Origin of the sequence: Idiomarina sp. OXR-189, from assembly GCF_034373425.1 — a bacterium.
Lineage (GTDB): Bacteria > Pseudomonadota > Gammaproteobacteria > Enterobacterales > Alteromonadaceae > Idiomarina > Idiomarina zobellii.
Map to the genome: position 1 here is coordinate 953874 of NZ_CP139706.1, position 23343 is coordinate 977216.

Genomic DNA, 23343 nt, shown 5'->3' on the forward strand with positions numbered 1-23343 from the left:
GACTAAGCTTATTAGTATCGTTGCTATAAATGGAGGGCATTACCATGGCAGACTTTGAAACCTGTATGCGCAATCCAGCAGGCACTTTCGGCCAACCAGAAGATGTGATCAACCGCACTGACTTTAGCAAAGAGCAGAAATTAAAAATTTTGAAGCAGTGGCGTTACGATGAATACGAAACCGAAGTGGCTGACCAGGAAAACATGGGTGGTGACAAACCAGACAAACTGGGCGAAATTAATAACTTAATTCTACAATTAGAAGAGTAATTTATTAAGAACGCGCGCAGTTGCGTGCGTTCTCCTCGTTTTTTAACAATACCCTCTCGACTCTTAGCTGCCACCTCGCTATAATGCTGCGTCATTTTTAAAGGTCAACGCCGTTGCCGTATCTCATTTTTATAATGATAAACAGATGCGAGTGACATTCATTGATTGAAACCGAGGTAATGAAGCAATGCAGGTTTCTGTAGAGACAACTCAAGGTTTAGAACGCCGCGTGACAATCACTGTCCCGGCAGATGCAATTGATAGCGAAGTAAAACGCTTATTAAAAGAAGAATACCGTCACCGCCGTGTGAACGGTTTCCGTAAGGGCAAAATTCCACCAAATGTTTTACAAAAAATGTTTGGTCGTGAAGCGCGTTCACGCGCAGCTTCAAGCGTCATGCAGAGCAAATATTTTGAAGCGGTAATGCAGGAAAAGTTAAACCCTGCCGGCGCGCCTGCAATTGAACCTAAAGTCAATGAGCCAGGTAAAGATCTTGAATTTACCGCAACTTTTGAAGTCTACCCAGAAGTTGAAGTGAAAGACTTAGACAAAGTTAAAGTCGAAAAGCCTGCGGTTGAAGTAACTGACAAAGACGTTGATAACATGCTTGAAACGTTGCAAAAGCAACACGCAAGCTGGAAAGAAGTTAAGCGTAAGTCTAAGAAGAGTGACCAAGTCACTATGGACTTCGTTGGCTCAATCGACGGTGAAGAATTCGAAGGCGGTAAAGCTGACGACTTCGCTTTGGAATTAGGCGAAGGCCGTATGATTCCAGGCTTTGAAGACCAAATTAAAGGTATTAAAGCTGGCGAAGAAAAGACCATTGAAGTCACTTTCCCGGAAGACTACCACGCAGAAAACTTAAAAGGTAAAGACGCTCAGTTCGTGGTTACTGCTAAGAAAGTTGAAGAGCGTGAACTGCCTGAACTGAACGACGAATTCGTCGCTATGTTCGGTGTGAAAGAAGGTGGCGTAGAAGCATTGAAAGAAGAAGTTCGTAAAAACATGGAACGCGAACTGAAAAATGCAGTTAAGTCTAAGGTCAAAGAGCAAGTGCTGAAAGGCCTTGTTGAAACCAACGACGTTGACATGCCAAAAGCAATGATTGATCAGGAAATTGATCAACTGCGTAAGCAGGCTGCACAGCGCTTTGGCGGTAATGCAGACCAAATGCCTGAACTTCCGGCAGAGCTGTTCGAAGAGCAGGCGAAAGAGCGTGTTAAAGTTGGCTTGTTGTTAGGCGAAGTTATTCGTTCAAACGAACTTAAAGCTGACGATGAGAAAGTGGACGAAATTATTGCTACTGCAGCATCAGCGTATGAAGATCCGCAGGAAGTTATTGAGTACTACAAGTCTAATAACGATATGATGCAGCAAGTTCGTAACTTAGCGTTAGAAGAGCAAGCTATCGATTTAGTTTTGGAAAAAGCGTCGGTCAAAGAGAAAAAAGCAAGCTTTGACGACATTATGAATCCAAAACAACAATAATGTCAGCGTGAGTCCTTGACGGGGCACGCTACAGCTTGGTTTAATGGCTCGTATGACCTCATACGAGCCATTTTTATTTCAGGAGCTTTATAAAACATGTCGAGCGATATTCAGGATCCTATGGCACAGCTAGTCCCTATGGTTGTCGAGCAGACATCAAAAGGGGAGCGCTCTTATGATATTTATTCGCGCTTACTAAAAGAGCGCGTTATTTTTTGTTGTGGTCAGGTAGAAGACCACATGGCTAATCTTATTGTGGCTCAGCTTTTATTCTTAGAATCTGACAACCCGGATAAAGATATTTACCTTTATATCAACTCACCCGGTGGTGTTGTAACGGCGGGTATGGCGATTTACGACACAATGCGTTTTATCAAGCCTGACGTGAGCACAGTTTGCATGGGACAAGCGGCCAGTATGGGCGCATTTTTGCTTGCTGGCGGGGCGAAAGGTAAGCGTTACTGCCTACCTAACTCTCGCGTTATGATTCACCAACCTCTTGGTGGTTTCCAGGGGCAGGCATCAGACTTCGAAATTCATGCGAAGCAAATTTTGGATCTGAAAGAGCGTTTGAACCGTATGTTAGCTGAGAACACCGGGCAAGATTACGAAAAAGTGGCAAGAGACACTGATCGTGACCACTTCTTAGCAGCTGAAGAAGCTGTTGATTATGGCCTGGTTGATGGCATTTTAAGTCAACGCGGCGAAGAAGCCTAAGTTGTATTTGTGGTAGGAGAGTAGAATGACGGATAAGTCCAAAGGCGACGAAGATAAGCCGCTATATTGCACATTCTGCGGTAAAAGCCAGCATGAAGTGAAAAAGCTGATTGCCGGACCGTCTGTGTTTATTTGTGATGAATGCGTAGAGCTTTGTAACGATATTCTCAAAGAAGAAATTCATCAGCTTGCTCCGGTACCCGATCAGGAAGAACTACCGGTTCCGAAAGCGATAAGAAAGCATTTGGACGACTACGTTATTGGTCAGGACCGCGCCAAGAAAGTGTTATCGGTTGCCGTTTACAACCATTACAAACGCTTGCGCAACTCGGGCAAAGGGAAAGACCAGGTTGAACTAGGCAAGAGTAATATTTTGCTGATAGGTCCGACGGGGTCGGGTAAAACTTTCCTCGCGGAGACGTTAGCTCGTTATTTGGATGTGCCATTTACCATGGCGGATGCAACCACGCTGACAGAAGCCGGTTATGTGGGTGAAGATGTTGAAAACATCATCCAGAAGCTGCTGCAAAAATGCGACTATGACGTCGAGAAAGCTGAGCGCGGTATTGTTTACATTGACGAAATTGACAAAATTTCGCGTAAGTCTGAGAACCCGTCTATTACTCGTGATGTCAGTGGTGAAGGCGTGCAACAGGCATTGCTTAAGCTAATTGAGGGCACCGTGGCGTCGGTACCACCACAAGGCGGACGTAAGCATCCACAACAGGAGTTTTTGCAGGTCGACACCTCAAAAATCTTGTTTATTTGTGGTGGCGCATTTGCAGGCCTAAACAAAGTTATCGAACAACGCTTGTCGACCGGGACAGGTATTGGCTTCGGTGCGGAAGTTAAAAGCAAAGAGCAGAGTAAAGAAGGTGAAATTATTGCTCAGGTAGAGCCGGAAGATCTGGTTCGTTATGGCTTGATTCCTGAGTTTATTGGTCGCCTGCCAGTCGTTGCTACGCTTGATGAGCTGGACGAAGCTGCGTTGGTTGAAATACTTAAAGAGCCTAAAAACGCACTAACGAAGCAATACGCGGCGTTGTTCGACATGGAAGACGTTGAGCTAGAATTCCGTGACGACGCACTAAGAGCGATTGCTAAGAAAGCAATGGCCCGTAAAACAGGTGCTCGCGGCTTGCGTTCAATTGTTGAAAGCGTACTGCTAAGTACAATGTACGATTTGCCGTCAATTGAGGGTGTTGTCAAAGTGGTCGTCGATGAGTCGGTTATTGCCGGTGAGTCTGATCCTATTCTGATTTACGCGAATCAGAAGAAGGACAAGCAAGCATCGGGCGAATAGCTTAAATTGCGTTAAAAGTAATCAAAAAAAAAGGGCCGTTTGGCCCTTTTTTTCTGTTAAGGATTGAACTTTAGCCGAAAGACCGCATATAACAGAGTAAACCAAGGTCGGGAGAAAAGATTAATGAGCGAAGAACGCACCGAACAATTAACGATGCCAGTTCTGCCGTTGCGAGATGTAGTGGTTTACCCGCATATGGTAATTCCACTTTTTGTGGGCAGGGAAAAATCAATCCGCTGCCTGCAAGCTGCCATGGACGCAGATAAGCAGGTCTTTTTGGCCGCACAAAAAGACGCCTCAATAGACGAGCCGGAAAAAGACGACATATATCAGGTTGGCACCGTTGCAACCATTTTGCAGCTGCTGAAGCTGCCTGACGGTACCGTGAAGGTGCTGGTAGAGGGTAAACAGCGCGCTCAGTTAGATGAATTGAAAGACAGTGAAGAATACTTCGAAGCGAATATTCATTATCTGGCCGCTGAAGCTTTGTCTGAGAAAGAAGAAGAGGTGCTGATTCGTTCAGCACTGAATCAGTTTGAAGGCTACGTCAAACTTAACAAGAAAATTCCGCCGGAAGTGCTGACATCGCTGTCCGGTATTGAAGATTTAGATCGCCTGGCTGATACCATGGCTGCGCATATGCCGCTGAAGCTAGCAGAAAAGCAAGCGGTGCTGGAAATTACCGACGTGCGTGAACGCATCGAGCACCTAATGGCTCTGATGGAAGGCGAAATTGATATTCTCCAGGTTGAAAAGCGCATTCGCAGTCGCGTGAAAAAACAAATGGAGAAGAGCCAGCGCGAGTATTATTTGAATGAGCAAATGAAAGCCATTCAGAAAGAGTTGGGTGAAAGCGAAGACGGCGTTGATGAATTTGAGCAGCTACAACAGAAAATAGACGATGCTCAGATGCCGGCGGAGGCGAAGAAGAAGACCGAAGCCGAGTTGCAAAAGCTTAAAATGATGTCACCAATGTCTGCCGAAGCGACAGTAGTGCGTGGCTATATTGACTGGATGGTGTCAGTACCCTGGAAAAAACGCTCGCGTATTAAGAAAGATTTGGCGAATGCTGAGAAAATTCTCGATGCCGATCATTATGGTCTGGAAAAGGTTAAAGAGCGCATCATTGAATACCTGGCGGTTCAGCAGCGCACGACTAAAGTGAAAGGCGCAATATTGTGCTTAGTCGGTCCTCCGGGGGTTGGCAAGACGTCTTTAGGGCAGTCGATAGCGAAAGCAACAGGTCGTCAGTATGTTCGTATGGCTTTAGGTGGCGTCCGTGACGAAGCCGAAATTCGTGGCCACCGCCGTACGTATATTGGTTCGATGCCAGGCAAACTCATTCAGAAAATGTCGAAGGTAGGGGTTCGCAACCCGTTATTCCTGCTGGACGAAATTGATAAAATGTCTGCGGATATGCGTGGCGACCCAGCTTCAGCCTTGTTGGAAGTGCTGGATCCAGAGCAAAACGTGAACTTTAACGACCATTATCTGGAAGTTGATTACGATCTTTCAGACGTTATGTTTGTGGCCACGTCAAACAGTATGAACATTCCTGCGCCGTTACTGGATCGCATGGAAGTTATTCGCTTATCGGGCTATACCGAAGACGAAAAGCTGAATATCGCAAAACGTCATTTACTGCCGAAACAAATTGAGCGTAACGGACTTAAGAAAAAAGAAATTACCGTTGAGGATAGTGCGATTATTGGCATTATTCGTTATTACACACGCGAAGCGGGTGTTCGTAACCTTGAGCGAGAACTGTCGCGTCTGTGCCGCAAAGCGGTCAAAACGATCCTGCTCGACAAGTCGATAACCCATGTTGAAATTAACGGCGATAACCTAAGTGACTACTTAGGTGTGCAGCGCTTCGACTACGGAAAAGCAGAAGAGGCTAATCAAGTGGGTCAAGTTACAGGTCTCGCGTGGACAGAAGTCGGTGGTGACTTGCTGACCATTGAGGCTACTAACGTAGCGGGTAAAGGCAAAACCACCAGTACCGGTTCATTGGGTGATGTTATGCAGGAGTCCATACAAACAGCATTGACCGTTGTGCGGAGTCGTGCAGACAAGCTGGGTATTGCCGAGGATTTCCATGAAAAACGCGATATTCACGTTCACGTGCCTGAAGGAGCAACACCTAAAGATGGACCAAGCGCTGGTATTGCCATGGTAACGGCTATGGTGTCATCGCTAACGGGTAAACCTGTACGCTCTGATGTGGCTATGACCGGTGAAATTACACTACGTGGCGAAGTATTGGCTATCGGTGGTTTAAAAGAAAAGCTGTTAGCAGCGCATCGGGGTGGTATTAAACACGTTTTGATTCCAAAAGATAATGAGCGTGATTTAAAAGAAATAGCTGACAACGTCAAAGAGGACTTGGTTATCCAGCCGGTCAAGTGGATAGACGAAGTACTTGATGTGGCTTTGGTGAAGGACTAATTTAAGCCTTAATACTAAAGTCATATTCGAACGGTAGAATGCGGCCTGCAGATGCGAATTTAGCTCTCAGGCCGCATTTTTTCGTTAAAAAGTGCGTAAAAAGGGTTTTCAATCTGTAAGACTGTGGTAGCCTAGGGTTCATAGCTACTTCTGAGGGGACTCTCAGAGGTGCTGGGAAAGAAAGACGTTCGGTAATAAAGGTGCTTGAACAATAAGATCAACCTTGATATAAACGTTGTCGGCCCATTTAAAACCGAATGGAACCACGGAAACTTGATAATAACAATCTAAGGGGATGATACTGTGAACAAGTCTCAGCTTATTGACAAAATCGCGGCGGGTGCAGATATTTCTAAGGCTGCTGCTGGTCGTGCTCTGGACTCAATGATCGATGCAGTAACTGATGCTCTGAAAAAAGATGACCAAGTCGCATTAGTTGGCTTCGGTACATTTAGTGTACGTGAGCGTTCTGCTCGCACTGGTCGTAACCCACAAACTGGTGAGACCATTCAGATCGCTGCAGCTAAAGTACCTTCTTTCAAAGCAGGTAAAGCACTGAAAGACGCAGTAAACTAAGAAAGGCGCGTTAGCGCTTTTTTATTGAATTAAATAGTAACCCGGGGTTAAAAACCTCGGGTTATTTTTTATCTGAAGGGTGAGTTTTGCGACGAATCTACTTATAATGTCTCGTCGTTTTACCGGTAAATTAGGAAAGCCTTATTATGTTAGAGAGGATTCGGGAAGGTTCGCAGAGCTTTACTGCCAAAGCCATTCTGGTATTAATCATTCTAACTTTTGCTCTGGCAGGCGTTGGTGGCTATATTACCAGCGGCACAGAAGACGCTGTAGCAGAAGTTAACGGGGAAGAAATTCCTCAAAGTGCTTATGACAGAGCCTATGAAAATGAGCGGAGCCGCTTACAAGAGCAGTTCGGCGATATGTTTTCCGCTATCACTTCAGACCCCAACTACATGAACAACGTACGAAGTGGTGTGCTGGAGCAGCTTATCGACCAGGAGTTAATGAGACAGTACGCAGAGTCTCAGGGAATGCGCGTTGGTGCAGACCAGGTAAAAGCTGCTATTCGAGATATTCCCCAGTTCCGTACAGCCGGGCAGTTCGATAATGACATTTACTTAATGTCACTACGAAATGCGGGGTATACGCCGGAGTCTTTTGCCAACCTAATGCAACAGGACATGACGCGTAACCAACTGCTGCGTGGGCTTGCCGGCAGTGAGTTCGTGCTTACGCCTGAAGCTTTAGCCTTTATGCGCCTGCAAAGCCAAACGCGCTCAGGTGGCTTCCTGGTACTTAACAACGAAGACTTTGCTGACTCAGTTGAAGTGACTGACGCTGATGTAGAAAGCTTTTATCAACAAAATCAGGATATGTTCCGTACAGAGGAACAGCTGAGTGTTGCTTATGTTGAATTGTCGCTGGCCGACATTGAGCAGTCAGTCGACATTGCTGAAGAAGAAGTGCGCGAATATTATGAACAGCGCCAACAACAGTATACGACTGAAGAAGAGCGTCGTGTTTCTCATATTTTAGTTGAGCATGATACTGAAAATGCGCAACAAAAAGCTGAGGACGCACTTCAGGAACTGGAAAACGGGGCGGACTTTGCTGAAGTTGCTGAGTCATATTCAGACGATACTTTCTCTGCTGAACAAGGTGGTGACCTTGACTGGATAGAGAGAGGCGTAATGGATGAAGACTTTGACAACGCTGCATTTGCGCTTGAGAACGTTGGTGATACTTCAGGTGTTGTTGAGACCAGCTTCGGCTACCACATTATTAAGCTGACGGACTTACGTGCAGGTTCTGTGACACCTTTTGAAGACGTCAAAGACGAAGTAGAGCAGCGGCTATTGGCTCAACAAGCGGAAGATCGTTATTTCGAGTTACAGCAACAGCTAGCGGAAATTTCGTTTGAGCAGCCTGACACGCTAGAGCCAGCAGCTGATGAGTTGGGTGTTGAGGTGAAGCGTACCGACTTATTTACTCGTGATCGCGCGCCGACACCGCTGAGTGACGATGTTGTGCTAAACAATATTTTCTCTGAACAGCTGATTGAAGAGAAGTTGAACAGTGAGATTATAGAAACCACCGACGATCGCTCACTTGTCGTCCGCGTTACAGAGCATCAGCCAGAGCGCGTGAAAGACATGGCTGAAGTTCGTGAGCAAATTGTTGAACAATTGCGTGTTGAGAAAGCTCAGCAGTTAGCGTTACAGCAGGCTCAGGAGCAAGCAGAGGAGTGGCGCGCAGGGGCAGAGCCGGGTGAACAAGTAACTCTTGTTGATAGTATTCAGCGTAATAATCGCGACTACTCAAGTACATTAGTTCAGGAGTTATTCAAACTAACCCCTAATGCCGATGGTAAACCGACTTATGAGGCTGTCACATTACCTAATGGGGATGCAGCAATTGTTGCATTAACTTCGGTAACAGCGGGTAACCCAGACGAAGCTCAAATGGACGGTTTAAAAGAGCAGTTACAAAACCGTAAGGCTCAGGTAATGCTGCAGTCATTTATTGATACGTTAAAAGCGGATGCCGACATTCGCAGAATGCGTCTTCAGTAAATTACGAATGTATTGAGAAATAAAGGCCCGGCGTAATAGCGCCGGGCTTTTTTATTGCTTAAGATGGGTATAGTTGCGGTAAAGTCGAGCTTTGTTGTTTTACGTTCATGCTAGCTATTTGCTTTCTGACTTTCTGATAAAGCGTTTTACCTTCAGTCCATTTAGAGCTACTAGCGTTATAAAGAGAAGCCTGTAGCGGCTTTATTTCTTCCTCAATATTTAAACGCTTAGCAACCTCAGCAAGACTATTAAAAGAACCATCCAAATGCGTTTTAGCCCAGTTGATAAGGCTCTCTTGTGCTGCTTTCGCATCGTTGTTTTTGCAGGCTTTCTGGAAGTCCTGCCATGACCTACTGCGGTTCAAATTATCTGCGCTTTCAGGCTTAACGGTTTTCTCCTGGCTTTTAACGCTTTTGCGTTTAATTAGCAGGTACAGGTTAAGCAGCAACGAAATAGTTAAGCCGGCAGTTAAGGCAATAATGACCCAAACGGGTACTAATGGTTTAGAGGCAACAGTATTGATGTCCTGCTTCGCGGAGGTGTTCGCAGCTTTCTCGTTTGCAGTGTCTGGCCTGCTGTCAGTCGGCGCAGCCTCAGCGATATCGCTTTGCGTCATACCGGCAGGCATGATCACAGGCAGTGTCATATTATCCGTTTTAGCGATTGTCCGTTGCTGAGTCTTGGTGTTAAACCAGGGCAGTGTAAACTCAGGAATGACTAAATCCCCGGCTTGTTCCGGTACGAGCGCAAAACTGACGGTTTTTTGAGAAATAACCACACCATTTCGAGTGAAACTGTCGGTTTCATCGTTGTCTGGATATACCCTGAAACTGCTCGGAAAGTCCGGAGCTATTTCTGGCAATTGCTCAGGTTTAACCCCTACAGCCGTCAGCATATAAGACAATGTAATAGGCTCTCCTGCTTTATACTCGTCTTGCTCCGGACTTATTGACGCCGATAAGCTGACCAACTCGCTGGGTAACCAGTGCCCGGTCCATGAGTCCGGTACGGGTAGCACATTAACGTCAATGCCTTCGGCTATTGCACTAACCGGCTGGGTGTTTGAAAAAGAGGAAAAGATTGAGCGCTGTCCCTGAGTAAAGACTTCACCGTCAAAACGAGCGCCAGGTATGGTTATAGAGCCTGACTTGTTAGGCGTGATTTGATAAACGCGCTGGTAAATTTTATAACGGCGACCGTTGACCATTTGTGTGCTTTCTTCGTCGCGGCCTATCTGTTGCACATCGGCATTGTCGACCTGAGGCGGCACTAGGTTACCTTTATTTAAGTCGGCAGCCAGAAACAGTCGGGCAATATAGGTAATTGGCTGCTGGAAATAGACATTGGTTGAATCTACCTGGGCTTCGATAAAGGCAATTCTCTGTTCGGTGTCACTGTCTGTGCCTTGTTTAAGTACCTGCAAATTAATTGGCTTAGATGACACCCCCTTAATAGTAATTTCCGGAATGGTGTACTCGCCGGGAGACTGTGGAATAAGCACCGTGGTAAAGCGTGTTTGTTTGCTCAGGCTACCGTTTATCATTGAGGTTTGACGGCTGACAGAAGTGCGACCGACGACAAAGTCCTGCAGCAGCTTAGACGCCTCAAATGCATTATTTGATACGTCATCATTAACCGTAACAGTCAGCACAAAAGACTCGTTTGCGGTTACTGGGTTTCTGTCGACCGTTGCTGTTACCTCAGTTACATCAGCACTTGCGGTCATACTGAATAACATGAGTAAAACAACGAGCAAGTTTACGGCTCTTACCATTTTTTCTTCTCTCCTTGTGGCTGAGAAGCTCTACGCTGGTTGCGGCGCTGGCTTTCCAATAACATCTTATTTCTTAGCAGTATGCTTGGATCATCCGGTACACGGTTCATCCATTGCTCTAATTGACGCGCTTTTTCAGGATCAATCTCGCCTTCTTTAAACTGAGCATTTTGTTGCTCTGCTTGACCTTCAGCGTTGTCTTCTTGTTGCTTTCTTGCCTGCTCTTTCTCAGCTTTCTCTTGCTGACCCGGCTCTTGTTTATCTTGCTTCTGCTGTTGTTGAGAGTCTCTATTCTGGGGCTGTGACTGAGAATCTGAGTTGTCGCCTTGTTGGTTTTGTCCTTGGTTGTTGTTTTGGTTATTCCCCTGCTTATCATTCGATTGCTCAGAGTCTTTATCTGACTCGGAGTTTTCATCGCCTGATTCACCAGACTGCTCTTGTTGCTGCTTTTCTTGTAGCTTTTTCACAACGTCCAAATTCTCTTTGGCTTGTGGCCAGTCCGGTCGTTGCTCTAACGCTTGCTGGTAAGCTTCTGACGCTTGCTCAAATTGTTGTTCCTGAGCAAGTGCATTACCCCGGTTGAAGTGGGCTTCGGCCGAGTTATTTTTGGCAAAAGAATCTGCTGCTTCAGCATACTGGCCTTGTTTGTAAAGTGCAGCGCCTTTTCGAAGCGGGTCAGAACTTAGCTCGGATGCTCGCTCAAACTGCTTGTTCTGGTAAAGCTGTTGGGCACGCTGCTCGTTGTTTAAAAATAGCGAACTCAGTACGCCTTCAGAGTTATTCGGTTCAGCCTCCTGAGCATAGGCCTTGGGGCTGGATAACGACATTGGGATAGTTAATGCCAGTACAAGTGGTGTCAAAAGGGCGCCTTTACGCCAGCTTGCCAGTAATAAAGGCAAAATGAACAGTGCTACATAACGACCCATATCTTTCCAGGCATCTCCCCGCTGTTGTTGCTGGTTGTCTTTACCTTCACGGCTAAGTGGCGGCAGAGCAGTGAGTGTATCAATGTCATCGTTAGTTGATGTCGCCTGCACAAAAACGCCGTTGGTTATTTGTGCTAAGTCGCTTAGTCGATCTGGAAACAGCTTCGCTATGACGACTCTACCGTTTTCTTTTACCAGGCTGCCATTAGTGTTTCGCACCGGGGCACCGTCTTCTGTGCCGACCCCTAAAATTGATACTCTGTGTTCAATATCGCGCAAGTAGTCTGTTAAAGGTTGCAAGTCGCGGCTGCTGATACCATCTGTTAACCAGTAAATATCGCCCTGAGGATATCCAGCGTTTGCCAGAAGTTCGTTAGCAAGCTTCAGAGCGCGCAAGGGCTCACTCCCTTCCAATGGCATTATTTCCGGCGACAATGAGGGTATTAAGTTGATTAAGTTTCGGTTGTCCGCGGTTAACGGGCTAATGGTAAACGCGTCATCGGCATAGGCAATTAAGCCCGTATCTCCGTCAAGACCGGAGCGCACTAGATCAATGGCTTTAAAACGCAACTGGGTCAGTCGGTTAGGCGTAACGTCTTCGGCTAACAGTGAAGGTGACATGTCCATAATAACCACCTGACCGGACTCTAACTGATAAACCGGTTGCGGCAGCTTTTCCCAAGTGGGTCCGGCAAGAGCCGCACTGGCAATAATTAGCATTAATGCGAGTCGGTGAATCGGCCAGCTGGATGCTTTGCCTCCTGAATTGACCAGCACCTTTGCTAAATGACCAGGAAGAAACTGATTCCATCCGGCTTCATGTTTATTTTGTCTAAGCAGTCGCCAGTACATAAGGGCAACAGGGAGCAAGGCAATAAGCCACCAGGGGCGAATAAAATGAAAGTCGCTCATTGTGACAACCTCCATGGCTTGTACCGACTTAGGGCAAGTGCAATTAAGGCAATAAAGCACAATGAAAGCGGCCAGTGGAATAAACTGGCTCTGGGCCGAAGCTGTTGAGGATCGTCGTCCACGGGCTCCAATTCATCCAGCAAAGTATATATATTCTCGAGCTCTTCGGTACTTCTGGCGCGGAAATATTCGCCGCCGGTTTCACGCGCTAACTTTTGCATTAAAGGTATGTCTAAATCTCGGCTTGGATTGACGCGTCGTTGTCCGAAAAAGCTATCAACGACAACTTCTTCTGCTCCAACTGCAATTGGGTAAATAGTAACGTCATAACTTTTAGCCAGCTCTAGCGCTTGCTCTGGCGTCAGGTTGCCCGCTGTACTTTGACCATCGGTTAATAAAATGAGTACGCGGTTGGTTTCTTCGTCTTGCTGAAAGCGCTTAACCGCCAGGGCTATCGCATCGCCAATGGCTGTTCTTTCACCAACCAGCCCAAGTACCGACTCATTCAGCATTTGTGCAATAGTCTGTCGGTCATACGTCATTGGTGCCTGTAAATAAGCGGTATCGCCAAATAAGATTAACCCCAGGCGGTCGCCTTCGCGACGTGTAATAAAGTCGCTAAGCACATGTTTGACCATCGACAGCCGGTCGACCGACTGGCCGTTAATTTCCATATCGGCAATTTCCATACTGCCCGACAAGTCTACTGCCAGCATCATTTCCCGACCTTCAGAGCGGGTGGCAACCGGCTCACCTAACCATTGCGGACGAGCTGTCGCTGAAACGAGCGACACCCATGCAATGGCTAGCACCGTTAAGAAAAACCACTGATTCTTTATGGTCTGTTGTTCACTGGACAGTCCATATAAATTGGGCAGCCGAATAGCCGAGCGGGTGTTTTTGCGAGCGGGTATTAACCACCAGACCAACGCCGGCAGTGGTAATAAAAGAAACATCCAGGGCCAGGCAAACTCAAACATTGTGCTCTCCCGGCATTTTACTCAGGTCTAACTGCAACCATTGGCAGCCAACTGCTTTGTATAGCTCACAAAATGCATTACTTGCTTGTCCGTATAACTCGCTATTAATGTCGTATTGCTGTAATTCCGCATTAAAGTGTTGCTGCGACTTTTCGCTCATACCTGAGAGTAAAAACGTGAGCCATTGTTGGCCGTGTAAGTTAGAAACCCTCTGCTGTGGGTAATACGCGAGAGCCACTTGTTTAAGAAGTAGGGTGACTTGCTCTGTGGTGGTCGGCGTTAATGCTTGTAACTGTTTGTAGGCTTCACGGCGAGCCCTCGCCTTTAATCGCCGTTGAACCAGCCAATAACTAATGAACGCTACAATTGCGATGAATAATAAGACGCTACCAAGGCTCCACCAGGTCGGTGGCCACCAACTGGCATCAGCTGGCGGAACAATGTCATTGAGCTGACTGAGCGATGCCTGCTGTATCATGAAATATCGCTCCACTGTACTTCAATAGGTTGTGCGCTGCTAACGGGTGTAAACAGCAGCTGTCGGTTTGCAAAACTTTTTTCAAGCGCTTGCCAGTGGCTCTGGGCTGCGTTTGCGTACGTGTCTGTCTGACGTTTATTGGTTAAGTCGATATCGACTTGTTGTTGGCCATTAGATACGGCTAAAGGCTGGATGGAATGCCCCTGAGGAAGCGACTTTTCCATCGGGTCATAAACACCATAGCAACGCACTAGGTTATGTTTCGATAACACCTGCAGCCCATCAATAATGCTTTTGTCGGCGCTATGAAAGTCACTAATAACATGAATAATACTGCCGGGCTTAACCAGTTGACGTAATCTTTTCAGCGACTCAGACATAGGTTCTGCGGGTGTCGATGCCTGTTTCTGCCAGCGCGCTAAACTGTCTTTGCTGACGTCAACAAGACCATGCAGTAGCCGTAACACACCTTGTTGGCGCGCCGCAGGTTTAAATTCGTTATGAAGCCAGCCGTTGCTTATTAGCCCGCCGACACGGTCACCTTTGTGCTGCGCCTGCCAGGCAATAGCCGCAGCAAGGTGCGCAGCCTGGACTGACTTAAATACAAACTCACTGCCAAATAGCTGAGATAATGACAAATCGACCCAAATGAACACGGGCTTTTCTTTTTCTTCCCGGTACAGCTTGGTATGAGCTTTACCGGTTCTGGCTGTCACGCGCCAGTCAATGGCACGAATATCGTCGCCGGCTTGATAATGCCTTACTTCGTCAAACTCCATACCACGCCCCCGGACTTTACTGAGTAAAGGGCCGGACACCGTTGTTCGCGGCAGTGTTTTTTTATGCTTAGCAAAAGCGGCAATTTTACTGCGATAATACATTAGCTCCTGCATACCCAGCGAAATGCCGTCGGTATGCAGTTGTTTTAGCCATTGTGACACGTCCAGTTGAGGCATTATGGTGCTGGCACCAGTTTCAGTATGGTGTCGATAACTTGATCGTGTGTGACGCCGTCAGCTTCAGCCTGGTAGCTCAGTATGATTCGATGGCGTAATACGTTATGGCAAATGGACATAACATCGTCTGGCGTGACAAAGTCACGACCTGCCAACCAAGCTTGAGCGCGTGCGCAGCGCTCTAATGAAATAGTGGCGCGCGGGCTGGCGCCATAACCAATCCATGAAGCCAGGTTGGCGTCATAATGCTGAGGTTGGCGAGTGGCGATAATTAACTGAACTAAATAATTTTCTACCGCGTCGTCCAGGTACACTTCCAGAACTTCTTTACGAGCATTGAATAAGTCTGCCTGCGTCAGCGGTTTTGGAGCTGGCATTTGCTCGTTTAATGCTTCACCACGGGTAAGCCTGAGAATTTTTTGCTCGGTTTCTGCGTCAGGATAGTCCAGTTTTAAATGCATTAAGAAGCGGTCTAACTGCGCTTCTGGGAGAGGATAGGTGCCTTCCTGCTCTAACGGGTTTTGTGTTGCCAGCACCATAAATAAGTCAGACAACGGATAACTGCGTTGCCCCACGGTAATTTGGCGTTCGGCCATAGCCTCCAGCAACGCTGACTGAACCTTGGCCGGAGCCCGGTTAATCTCATCCGCTAAAATCAAGTTATGGAACAAAGGACCTTGTTGGAACTCAAAAGTCCCGGTCTCGGGACGGTAAATATCCGTACCGGTCAAGTCAGCGGGTAGTAAGTCGGGAGTAAACTGAATACGGTGAAAATCGCCCTCAATGCCATTCGCTAAGCTCTGCACTGCGCGAGTTTTGGCAAGGCCTGGCGGTCCTTCCACCAATAAGTGCCCATCGGCTAATACCGCGATTAATAAATTACGGGTAAAGTCGGGTTGTCCCAGAACCTGCTGATTCAGGTAGTCTTGTAATTGTTGAAATGCTGTCGATGACATCTTGACTCCAGGCTGTCGAATCCGGTGAAAAATGACTATGCTGTCAGTACCGTTATGCAATGACAGTAACAATGCTGTCTTTGTTCCGAATTTTCAATTGTATTGCCATACTGTACCGAAAACGAAGGTTTTAATCTGCTCTATTAAGCGCTAGAATTTGTAACATATTTTGTGGTCAGACCAGTAATGGTTGATTAAGCGAGGAAAAGTTATGTCAGAAGCACATCAAGTGCGCACAGTTAACGGCGAGCGTATCGCTTTTGTTGCGGGCTTACGAACGCCGTTTGCTAAGCAGGCAACAGAGTTTCACGGCGTGCCCGCCGTTGATCTTGGCAAAATGGTCGTTCAGGAGCTGGTGAATAAAACCGGTATTGAAGGCGAGTGGGTCGAGCAGCTGGTATTTGGGCAAGTGGTTCAAATGCCGGAAGCGCCAAATATTGCCCGCGAAATAGTGTTAGGAACCAGCTTGCCGGTGAACACCGACGCCTACAGTGTGTCACGCGCGTGTGCAACGAGCTTTCAGTCTGCGGTTAATATTGCAGAAGCAATGATTGCCGGACATATTCGCGGTGGTATTGCCGGCGGTGCCGACTCTTCATCGGTACTGCCTATTGGTGTCAGCAAACGCTTGGGTCGTGCGTTAGTTGACTTAAATAAAGCCAAGACCTTAGGTCAGCGTTTATCCATTTTAAAACGTCTTAAGTTTAAAGACTTATTACCAGTGCCACCGGCCGTTGCTGAGTACTCAACCGGTTTGAGCATGGGGCAGACTGCAGAGCAAATGGCTAAAACCCACAGTATTAGTCGTGCTGACCAGGACGAGCTGACCGTACGCTCGCATCAAAAGGCACACGCAGCGTGGGAAGCAGGGTGGCTGGACAGCGAAGTGATGACAGCTTATCCGGAGCCGTATAACAAACACTTAAGCCGCGACAACAACATTCGTGGTGACAGCCAGGTCGACAAACTCTCTAGGTTGAAACCGGTGTTTGACCGCAAACACGGCTCGGTTACAGCGGCCAATAGTACGCCGTTAACCGATGGTGCTTCTGCGGTATTGATGATGACAGAAAGCCGGGCAAAAGAATTAGGTCTACCTGTGTTGGGCTATTTACGCAGCTACGCATTTGCAGCATTGCAGGTCGAAGAAGATATGCTGATGGGACCGTCTTACTCTACGCCAGTAGCGTTGGACAGAGCAGGCATGACGTTAAATGATCTCGATTTAATTGACATGCACGAAGCTTTTGCGGCGCAAACGCTAGCCAATATGAAAATGTTTGCCAGCGACAAATTTGCGAAAGACAAGCTGGGGCGCGATAAAGCCATTGGCGATATTGATATGGACAAGTTTAACGTACTGGGCGGCTCAATTGCCTACGGGCATCCGTTTGCAGCGACAGGAACGCGTATGATCACGCAAACGCTGAACGAATTGCATCGTCGCGGCGGTGGTGTCGGTCTGACAACAGCCTGTGCTGCTGGTGGTTTAGGTGCTGCAATGATTGTGGAGACAGAATAATGAGTCAGGATAAAGCATTCACGATGGATATACGCGACGACGGTGTAGCTGTTGTCACAATTGATGTTCCGGGTGAGTCGATGAACACCTTAAAAGACTCATTTGCAGACGAGGTTGGCTCGTTGCTGAACAAGTTGGAAAGCGACAGCTCGATTAAGGGCGTTGTTTTTATCAGTGGTAAACCCGGTTCGTTCATTGCCGGTGCCGATATTAATATGATTAACGACTGCGAAACTGCTGCAGATACAGAAAGTCTGGCTCGTAAAGGACAAGCCATGTTTGACCGTATTGAGCAGTTGGATGTGCCGGTCGTAGCCGCCATTAATGGTGCGTGCCTTGGTGGCGGGCTTGAGCTGGCGATGGCGTGTCATGTACGTGTCTGTACGGATAACCCGAAAACCGTGCTTGGTTTGCCGGAAGTGCAGTTAGGCCTTCTGCCGGGCAGTGGTGGCACACAGCGTCTGCCGCGTCTGGTGGGTATTCAGCAGGGTTTAACCATGATGTTGACCGGCAAGCAACTGCGCGCAAAGCAAGCTAAGAAAGCGGGCTTAGTGACAGAAGTTGTGCCGCAAAGTATTTTACTGGATGTAGCAGTTGAACACGCACTGAAGCGCAAGCCGAAAGCCAGTAAGCCGCCTCTAAAAGGCTTTAGTAAGGTTCTGGAAGGCACGAAGTTTGGTCGCGATATTATCTTCAAAAAAGCGGGTGAGCAGGCGCAGAAAAAAGCGCATGGAAATTATCCGGCTATTGATAAAATTATTCAGACGGTGCGCGAAGGTGTTGAACGAGGGCACGAAGCCGGGTTAGATAAAGAAGCGCGCAGTTTTGGCGAGTTAGCCATGACACCCGAGTCGTATCAGCTTCGTCAGATATTCTTTGCAACCACTGAAATGAAGAAAGAGACCGGTGCTGATGGCGTTGAACCAGACCCAATAAAGCGCGTTGGCGTTCTTGGTGGTGGATTGATGGGCGGTGGTATTGCTTATGTTACGGCAGCAAAGGCGAATATACCTGCGCGCATTAAAGATATTGCTGAAGATGGTGTTCGCCACGCACTGCATTACAGCTATGAGCGCTTAATCAAGAAAGTGAAGCGTAAACATATGCGCCGAGCTGAGTATGAGAAAACCATGCTGATGCTAAGCGGTACGCTGGACTATAGCGGTTTTGAGCGCACCGATGTGGTTATAGAAGCGGTCTTTGAAGACTTGGATCTTAAGCAAAAAATGGTTGCTGACATTGAAGAGCACGCAAGTGAGTCGACAATTTTTGCTACCAACACCAGTTCGCTGCCTATTACCCAAATTGCGGCCAAAGCGAAGCGTCCGGAACAGGTTATTGGTCTGCATTACTTCTCTCCAGTCGACAAAATGCCGCTGGCAGAAATTATTACCCACGAGGGGACCTCTGATAAAACCATTGCAACCACGGTGGCATTGGCGAAAAAACAAGGTAAGACACCTATTGTGGTAAAAGATGGTGCTGGCTTTTACGTAAACCGTATTCTGGCGCCATACATGAATGAAGCGGCGCGTCTGATGCTGGCCGGTGAGCCTATTGAAAAACTGGATAAAACCTTAGTTAAATTCGGCTTCCCAGTCGGGCCCATGACTCTTTTAGATGAAGTGGGTATTGATGTCGCGGCAAAAGTTGCACCAATTTTGGTTAACGAATTGGGCGACAGATTCGAAGCGCCGCAAGCCTTCGAAAAGCTGATTGATGACGACCGTAAAGGTAAGAAGAACCAGAAGGGTTTCTACAAGTACGGTAAAGGCGTTAAAGGTAAGCCGGTTGATACATCCGTTTATTCGCTATTGGGTGTTGATCCTAACGAGTGTAAATCAGCAGAAGATATTGTCGATATTTGCTTGTTACCGATGTTGAATGAAGCTGTTTACTGCTTGCAGGAAGGCATTATTCGTAGCCCGCGTGACGGTGACATAGGTGCTATTTTCGGTATTGGTTTTCCGCCATTCTTAGGTGGACCGTTCCGCTATATGGACAGCCAGGGTATCGGTAGCATTGTCGCTAAACTGGAAGCTTTAGCGTCAGAAAGAGGCGAGCGCTACACACCAGCACCATTGCTAAAAGAAATGGCAAAAAACGGCGAGCGCTTTTACTCTTAAGTAAACGTTTAAACGTCAACCACGTCTGCTGTATGTTGCTTGATAAATTCAATAAAACTATCAGCAGGCATTGGTTTCGCGTAATAAAAGCCTTGGATGTATTCGCATTCAAGGCTTTTTAATTGCTCAAGCTGAGCTTCAGATTCAACCCCTTCTGCAATGACTTTCAGGCCCAGGTTATGAGCCATACCAATAATCGACGCCACCATACTGCGGTCTTTTGAGCTTGTCGTGATGTCATCGATAAAGGCTTTGTCTATTTTTAAGCTGTCCATAGGGAAGCGCTTAAGGTAAGCCAGTGACGAATAACCCGTTCCGAAGTCATCAAGAGCCAGTTTAACGCCCATATCGGATAGGTTTTCCATCATAATAATGGCTCTCTCGGGGTCACTCATGACCATGCCTTCGGTTATTTCAAACTCAACGTGGCGTGGGGGCAATGACTCCTGGCGCAATATACATTCTATCTGCAAAGCCAGTCCAGATTGCATAAACTGACGAGCTGACAGGTTAATAGCAATGGTTTTGGGCGCTCCCGGGTACTGCATAAAGACCCTCATATCTTGACATGACTGGCGCAGTACTTGTTCGCCAAGTTCAATAATCAGGCCTGTTTCTTCAGCCAGAGGAATAAAGTCAGCTGGACTTATTTGAGAGCCATCATCACTTTTTATTCTTGCCAGCGACTCTATACCGGCAATGTGCCCGGTATGAACCTCGATCTTTGGTTGATAGTAAACTTCAACGCCATTATTTTTCAAAGCTGCACGCAGTTGGTTTTCCAGTTTCAGCCGTTGCACAGCATTTTCGTTCATTGACTGACTGAAAAATTGATAGCAGTTTCCACCGCGCTGCTTGGCGTGGTACATGGCCATATCGGCCTTTTGTAGGAGCTCTTGCGAGGTAATGCCGTCGTGTGGGAACAGAACAATACCAATGGAACTACCAATAACAATATCTTGATTATTAACGGAATAGGGCTCAGCGATGGTTCTGTTTATCTTGTGCGCTAAGTCACCGATAAGGTGCAAGTCGGTGCTGTCTTCAATCAGCAAGCCGAACTCGTCACCGCCTAACCGATACAGCGTATCCTGACGTCGGCTAATATCCATCAGTCGTTCTGCAACTAGACACAGTAAGTCATCGCCAAGCTCATGACCAAGAGAGTCGTTGACCTTTTTAAAGTCGTCTAAGTCAAATAGTAACAGGGCGTGAGAGACTTTCTTACGCACTAAGTTTGAGTGACTCACCTGAAAGTAAGAGCGGTTTGGCAGACCGGTTAAGGTATCCGTATTGGAAAGGCGTCTTAGCTCGCTCTCGGTGCGCTGGCGCTCCGTAATATCAGAAAAGCTGGCGACGATGAAAGACAAAGCGCCTTCGTCATCATGAACGGCATCCAGGGTAAGCTCCATTAAGAACTCACTACCGTCAGCTTTAATGTCGGTTAACTCTCCACGCCAGGTACCTTCTTTTATGACCGTGCGTTTAATTTGGTTAGTAAACTCTTCAGAATAAAGATCAAGGTGGAAGCTTTTTCCCAAAGCTTGCTCACGGGGGTAGCCTAAAATGCGCTCAAAAGCCTTGTTGACTTCTACCTTCTTGAAAAAGCGGTCGAAAATACAAATGCCATCGGAAATATTGGTAATAGAAGCTGCCAACATATCAATTCGGTCTTGCGAGCTAACTAAGCTGCTAACGTCGCTGAGCGTGCCATGCATGACATCGACGCCGTTTTGCTTCTCAATTCTGCCCTGATCCAATACCCAAAGCCAGGCGCCGTTATTGTTTATTCGATAGGAACACTCGTAATATTCCGTTTGCCCATTTACATGGTTATCTATTGCCTCTTGTAAGCGGTTAACGTCACCTGGGTGAATATTTGACGAAGTGCTTTCCGGTGACTTAAGGCGACGACCATCGACCGGAAACGCGGGACAGTCTGGCCAAATATACTGCCTCAATAGTTCACCTGTAGAGAGGTTCCACTGCCAATACTGGCTGCGACTGAACTGAAGCGCTTTTGCCTGACCATTCAGTGACGTAGTAAGGTTCGTTAGTTGCTTGAGCTTAAAACGATAGAGGACAATGGTAATACCAAGAGCGAGTAAAGCGACAATGCTATACCCCAAAATTGCGTAGGGAGTTGTCCAAAAAGAATGAGTGATGCTATAGCTTGTTTCATTCTGTGCGTACCAGTTCTCCCCGTTTAAAGAGGCCTGAGCAGTAAGCTGATAGGTGCCTGGAAATGGCTGGTTCAGTTGTAATGGCAGTTCGCTATGTTGAATGTAAGACCATGCAGTTTGATTCTTATCGAGCTTGTAGCGATAGGTGAGTGTGTTACCGACTCTGGAAAATGGTAACGAAAACCAAGCTTCTGCCGCACTGCCCGAAGGTTTAATATCTATGGCAAGGGAGGCGTTTTTTAGCGGCAGCGCCGGGTTTATTTTTTTTCTTTCAGATATTTCAGAAAACGGATTAATGGCATAAGCATTGTTTTCTGAATGTAGCCACAATGTCTCGCCTAAACGAGTGAGCCAAAATGAATCATTTAAGTTTAGGCCGTAGTCAAGGCGTTGCCATTCGCTTTCCACCGTATTGTATTTATACAGCTGGTGTGTTTTCGTCAACAAGAAGATATCGTCAGAGTAGGCTTTGATATCAGCAACGTTTTCAATGCTTACCGGCGACTCTGCGATAGTTATAATTTCTTTTTTTATAAAGTCGTAATTAACCATTCCCAAGTCAGACTGTATCCAGTACTGATGTTCGCTTGTCTGAGTATAGCTACCCGTTCTCTTTAACGATTCTGGTAAATGAGATTTGATACTATCAGGCAAATGGTTAGGGACAGTGTAGTGTTTTAATATCGCTGGCGCATAAGAATTTGGTATTTCGACTAGCCCATTCGACGAGGTTGCCAGAAACAGGTCACCGTTATTAGAAAACTCAATTTTCCCCGTGGCTGGGCTTTGCGTTAATTGCGCTAACTGTTTGTTACTGTAACTGTAGAGCCCTTGTTCGGTGGCTATGAATAATTGGTTGTCGTGCCTTTCAATATCGGTAACGACCGCTTTTAGCTCATTAATTGGTTGTGGGGTTTGAACGCTGCGAAGCTCATTATTAAGTAACCTCAACCCGCTATTGGTCGCTAGCCAAAATGCGCTTTCAAACCATGTTATTGCTTTAACTTCAGAGGCATTTACAGTGTCCGATATGGGGTTGCGCTTTGTTACTGAGAAAACGTTATCGGAGTAACCATCCCATACATAGATACCTCCGGAGCCGCTGCTCAACCAAAACCAGCCACCGTGAAACTCAATAAAGTGGATATTCGTTACTGGTTGCCCGTTATAGTTAAGCGCTTTTTCTTTAAAGTGCTGAGTTTGCGGATTGAATGTGAGCAGGCTCTCAGAGGTTCCGATAAATAACAGGCCATCCTGTCCTTTAGTGAAGGTGTTCACTTTGAAAGCGGTTGTGTCATGCTTTGGAAAAAGGGTTGAAGTCCATTCAGCGTTTTTTTGAAGACGCCATAAACGATGATCTGTAGTCGTCCATAAAGAATTGCCAATAGTTAATAGGGTGCCTGAACCGGCATGGTTAACTGCATCGATGTTCAGGCTATTGATATTGTTTAGGTCAACACCGTCATACCGGGCTAAACCCTTAGCGGTTGAGAGCCATAGAAAGCCTTGAGGACCTATTTCGATGTCGCGAATATAATTGCTGGGTAGACCATTGGCAGATGACAGGAACCTAACGCCCTCTGGTTGAAGGCCCAGCGTAGACGTAGGTTGAGCCATTAGCTGACTCGTGAATGAAAGCAAAAAGAATACTGCGGCGTTGGCCCACGCCCTCGTATACAAAGTAAATGTCACAGAGTACCCAGGAGGCCGCTA

Annotated in this window: 16 protein-coding genes; 9 read left to right on the forward strand and 7 right to left on the reverse strand. The window is 46.9% G+C overall.

From position 1 onward, the window contains the following. The first annotated feature begins 44 nt into the window (after positions 1 to 44). The 7 genes from UM402_RS04660 to UM402_RS04690 all read left to right on the forward strand — a co-directional run bounded on the left by UM402_RS04660 (position 45) and on the right by UM402_RS04690 (position 8817). Positions 45 to 269 (forward strand): hypothetical protein, encoded by a 225-nt coding sequence (locus tag UM402_RS04660; protein ID WP_058579438.1) that lies wholly within the window; start codon positions 45 to 47, stop codon positions 267 to 269. Positions 270 to 456: 187 nt separating this feature from the next. Continuing rightward, the gene (tig, locus tag UM402_RS04665; RefSeq protein ID WP_058579437.1) at positions 457 to 1758 is read left to right on the forward strand and encodes a trigger factor; all 1302 of its coding nucleotides are present in this window, start codon (positions 457 to 459) and stop codon (positions 1756 to 1758) included. Positions 1759 to 1854: 96 nt separating this feature from the next. Beyond that, entirely contained in the window at positions 1855 to 2475 is a 621-nt protein-coding gene (gene clpP, locus UM402_RS04670) for an ATP-dependent Clp endopeptidase proteolytic subunit ClpP (RefSeq protein WP_053952848.1), read from the forward strand. 25 nt (positions 2476 to 2500) lie between these two features. Further along, positions 2501 to 3778, forward strand: a complete 1278-nt coding sequence (gene clpX / locus UM402_RS04675; RefSeq protein WP_053952847.1) for an ATP-dependent protease ATP-binding subunit ClpX — start codon at positions 2501 to 2503, stop codon at positions 3776 to 3778. A 123-nt stretch (positions 3779 to 3901) separates the two neighbouring features. Beyond that, positions 3902 to 6226: an endopeptidase La gene (gene lon, locus UM402_RS04680; protein WP_053952846.1), complete on the forward strand. Its 2325-nt coding sequence runs from the start codon at positions 3902 to 3904 to the stop codon at positions 6224 to 6226. A gap of 303 nt (positions 6227 to 6529) precedes the next feature. After that, positions 6530 to 6802, forward strand: coding sequence for a nucleoid-associated protein HU-beta (gene hupB, locus UM402_RS04685; protein ID WP_011234253.1), 273 nt, complete (start codon positions 6530 to 6532; stop codon positions 6800 to 6802). 146 nt (positions 6803 to 6948) lie between these two features. Continuing rightward, complete coding sequence (locus UM402_RS04690) at positions 6949 to 8817, forward strand: SurA N-terminal domain-containing protein (RefSeq protein WP_058579436.1); 1869 nt, start codon at positions 6949 to 6951, stop codon at positions 8815 to 8817. A gap of 58 nt (positions 8818 to 8875) precedes the next feature. On the opposite strand, the gene UM402_RS04695 is transcribed toward UM402_RS04690, so the two are convergent. Genes UM402_RS04695 through UM402_RS04720 form a run of 6 tightly spaced genes read right to left on the reverse strand, consistent with a single transcriptional unit; the run spans position 8876 to position 15799 of the window. Beyond that, positions 8876 to 10591 (reverse strand): BatD family protein, encoded by a 1716-nt coding sequence (locus UM402_RS04695; protein ID WP_058579435.1) that lies wholly within the window; start codon positions 10589 to 10591, stop codon positions 8876 to 8878. Beyond that, a complete protein-coding gene (locus tag UM402_RS04700) occupies positions 10585 to 12429 on the reverse strand; it encodes a vWA domain-containing protein (RefSeq protein WP_058579434.1) in 1845 nt (614 codons plus the stop codon). The genes UM402_RS04695 and UM402_RS04700 overlap by 7 nt, the downstream gene beginning before the upstream one ends. After that, entirely contained in the window at positions 12426 to 13409 is a 984-nt protein-coding gene (locus UM402_RS04705) for a vWA domain-containing protein (protein ID WP_058579433.1), read from the reverse strand. Before UM402_RS04705 ends, UM402_RS04700 begins: the two co-directional genes overlap by 4 nt. Then, complete coding sequence (locus UM402_RS04710; protein ID WP_058579432.1) at positions 13402 to 13887, reverse strand: DUF4381 domain-containing protein; 486 nt, start codon at positions 13885 to 13887, stop codon at positions 13402 to 13404. Before UM402_RS04710 ends, UM402_RS04705 begins: the two co-directional genes overlap by 8 nt. Then, on the reverse strand, positions 13884 to 14843 hold the full coding sequence (locus UM402_RS04715; protein WP_058579431.1) for a DUF58 domain-containing protein: 960 nt from the start codon (positions 14841 to 14843) through the stop codon (positions 13884 to 13886). Before UM402_RS04715 ends, UM402_RS04710 begins: the two co-directional genes overlap by 4 nt. Further along, positions 14843 to 15799, reverse strand: coding sequence for an AAA family ATPase (locus UM402_RS04720; RefSeq protein WP_058579430.1), 957 nt, complete (start codon positions 15797 to 15799; stop codon positions 14843 to 14845). Before UM402_RS04720 ends, UM402_RS04715 begins: the two co-directional genes overlap by 1 nt. Positions 15800 to 16010: 211 nt before the next feature. Here UM402_RS04720 and fadI point away from each other — a divergent pair, with 211 nt between their 5' ends. Next, positions 16011 to 17321 carry an acetyl-CoA C-acyltransferase FadI gene (fadI, locus tag UM402_RS04725; protein ID WP_058579429.1) on the forward strand — a complete coding sequence of 437 codons (1311 nt, stop codon included), beginning with the start codon at positions 16011 to 16013 and terminating at the stop codon, positions 17319 to 17321. Continuing rightward, on the forward strand, positions 17321 to 19447 hold the full coding sequence (gene fadJ, locus UM402_RS04730; protein ID WP_058579428.1) for a fatty acid oxidation complex subunit alpha FadJ: 2127 nt from the start codon (positions 17321 to 17323) through the stop codon (positions 19445 to 19447). The genes fadI and fadJ overlap by 1 nt, the downstream gene beginning before the upstream one ends. Positions 19448 to 19455: 8 nt before the next feature. Here fadJ and UM402_RS04735 read toward each other — a convergent pair whose 3' ends face one another. Continuing rightward, on the reverse strand, positions 19456 to 23247 hold the full coding sequence (locus UM402_RS04735) for an EAL domain-containing protein (protein WP_322295455.1): 3792 nt from the start codon (positions 23245 to 23247) through the stop codon (positions 19456 to 19458). Positions 23248 to 23343 lie beyond the last annotated feature (96 nt).

What these genes read in the sequence shown, in the direction of transcription:
- UM402_RS04660 (WP_058579438.1), top strand. Translation starts at nt 45, where the DNA reads ATGGCAGACTTTGAAACCTGTATGCGCAATCCAGCAGGCACTTTCGGC.
- tig (WP_058579437.1), top strand. Translation starts at nt 457, where the DNA reads ATGCAGGTTTCTGTAGAGACAACTCAAGGTTTAGAACGCCGCGTGACA.
- clpP (WP_053952848.1), top strand. Translation starts at nt 1,855, where the DNA reads ATGTCGAGCGATATTCAGGATCCTATGGCACAGCTAGTCCCTATGGTT.
- clpX (WP_053952847.1), top strand. Translation starts at nt 2,501, where the DNA reads ATGACGGATAAGTCCAAAGGCGACGAAGATAAGCCGCTATATTGCACA.
- lon (WP_053952846.1), top strand. Translation starts at nt 3,902, where the DNA reads ATGAGCGAAGAACGCACCGAACAATTAACGATGCCAGTTCTGCCGTTG.
- UM402_RS04690 (WP_058579436.1), top strand. Translation starts at nt 6,949, where the DNA reads ATGTTAGAGAGGATTCGGGAAGGTTCGCAGAGCTTTACTGCCAAAGCC.
- UM402_RS04695 (WP_058579435.1), bottom strand. Translation starts at nt 10,591, where the DNA reads ATGGTAAGAGCCGTAAACTTGCTCGTTGTTTTACTCATGTTATTCAGT.
- UM402_RS04700 (WP_058579434.1), bottom strand. Translation starts at nt 12,429, where the DNA reads ATGAGCGACTTTCATTTTATTCGCCCCTGGTGGCTTATTGCCTTGCTC.
- UM402_RS04705 (WP_058579433.1), bottom strand. Translation starts at nt 13,409, where the DNA reads ATGTTTGAGTTTGCCTGGCCCTGGATGTTTCTTTTATTACCACTGCCG.
- UM402_RS04710 (WP_058579432.1), bottom strand. Translation starts at nt 13,887, where the DNA reads ATGATACAGCAGGCATCGCTCAGTCAGCTCAATGACATTGTTCCGCCA.
- UM402_RS04715 (WP_058579431.1), bottom strand. Translation starts at nt 14,843, where the DNA reads ATGCCTCAACTGGACGTGTCACAATGGCTAAAACAACTGCATACCGAC.
- UM402_RS04720 (WP_058579430.1), bottom strand. Translation starts at nt 15,799, where the DNA reads ATGTCATCGACAGCATTTCAACAATTACAAGACTACCTGAATCAGCAG.
- fadI (WP_058579429.1), top strand. Translation starts at nt 16,011, where the DNA reads ATGTCAGAAGCACATCAAGTGCGCACAGTTAACGGCGAGCGTATCGCT.
- fadJ (WP_058579428.1), top strand. Translation starts at nt 17,321, where the DNA reads ATGAGTCAGGATAAAGCATTCACGATGGATATACGCGACGACGGTGTA.
- UM402_RS04735 (WP_322295455.1), bottom strand. Translation starts at nt 23,247, where the DNA reads ATGGCTCAACCTACGTCTACGCTGGGCCTTCAACCAGAGGGCGTTAGG.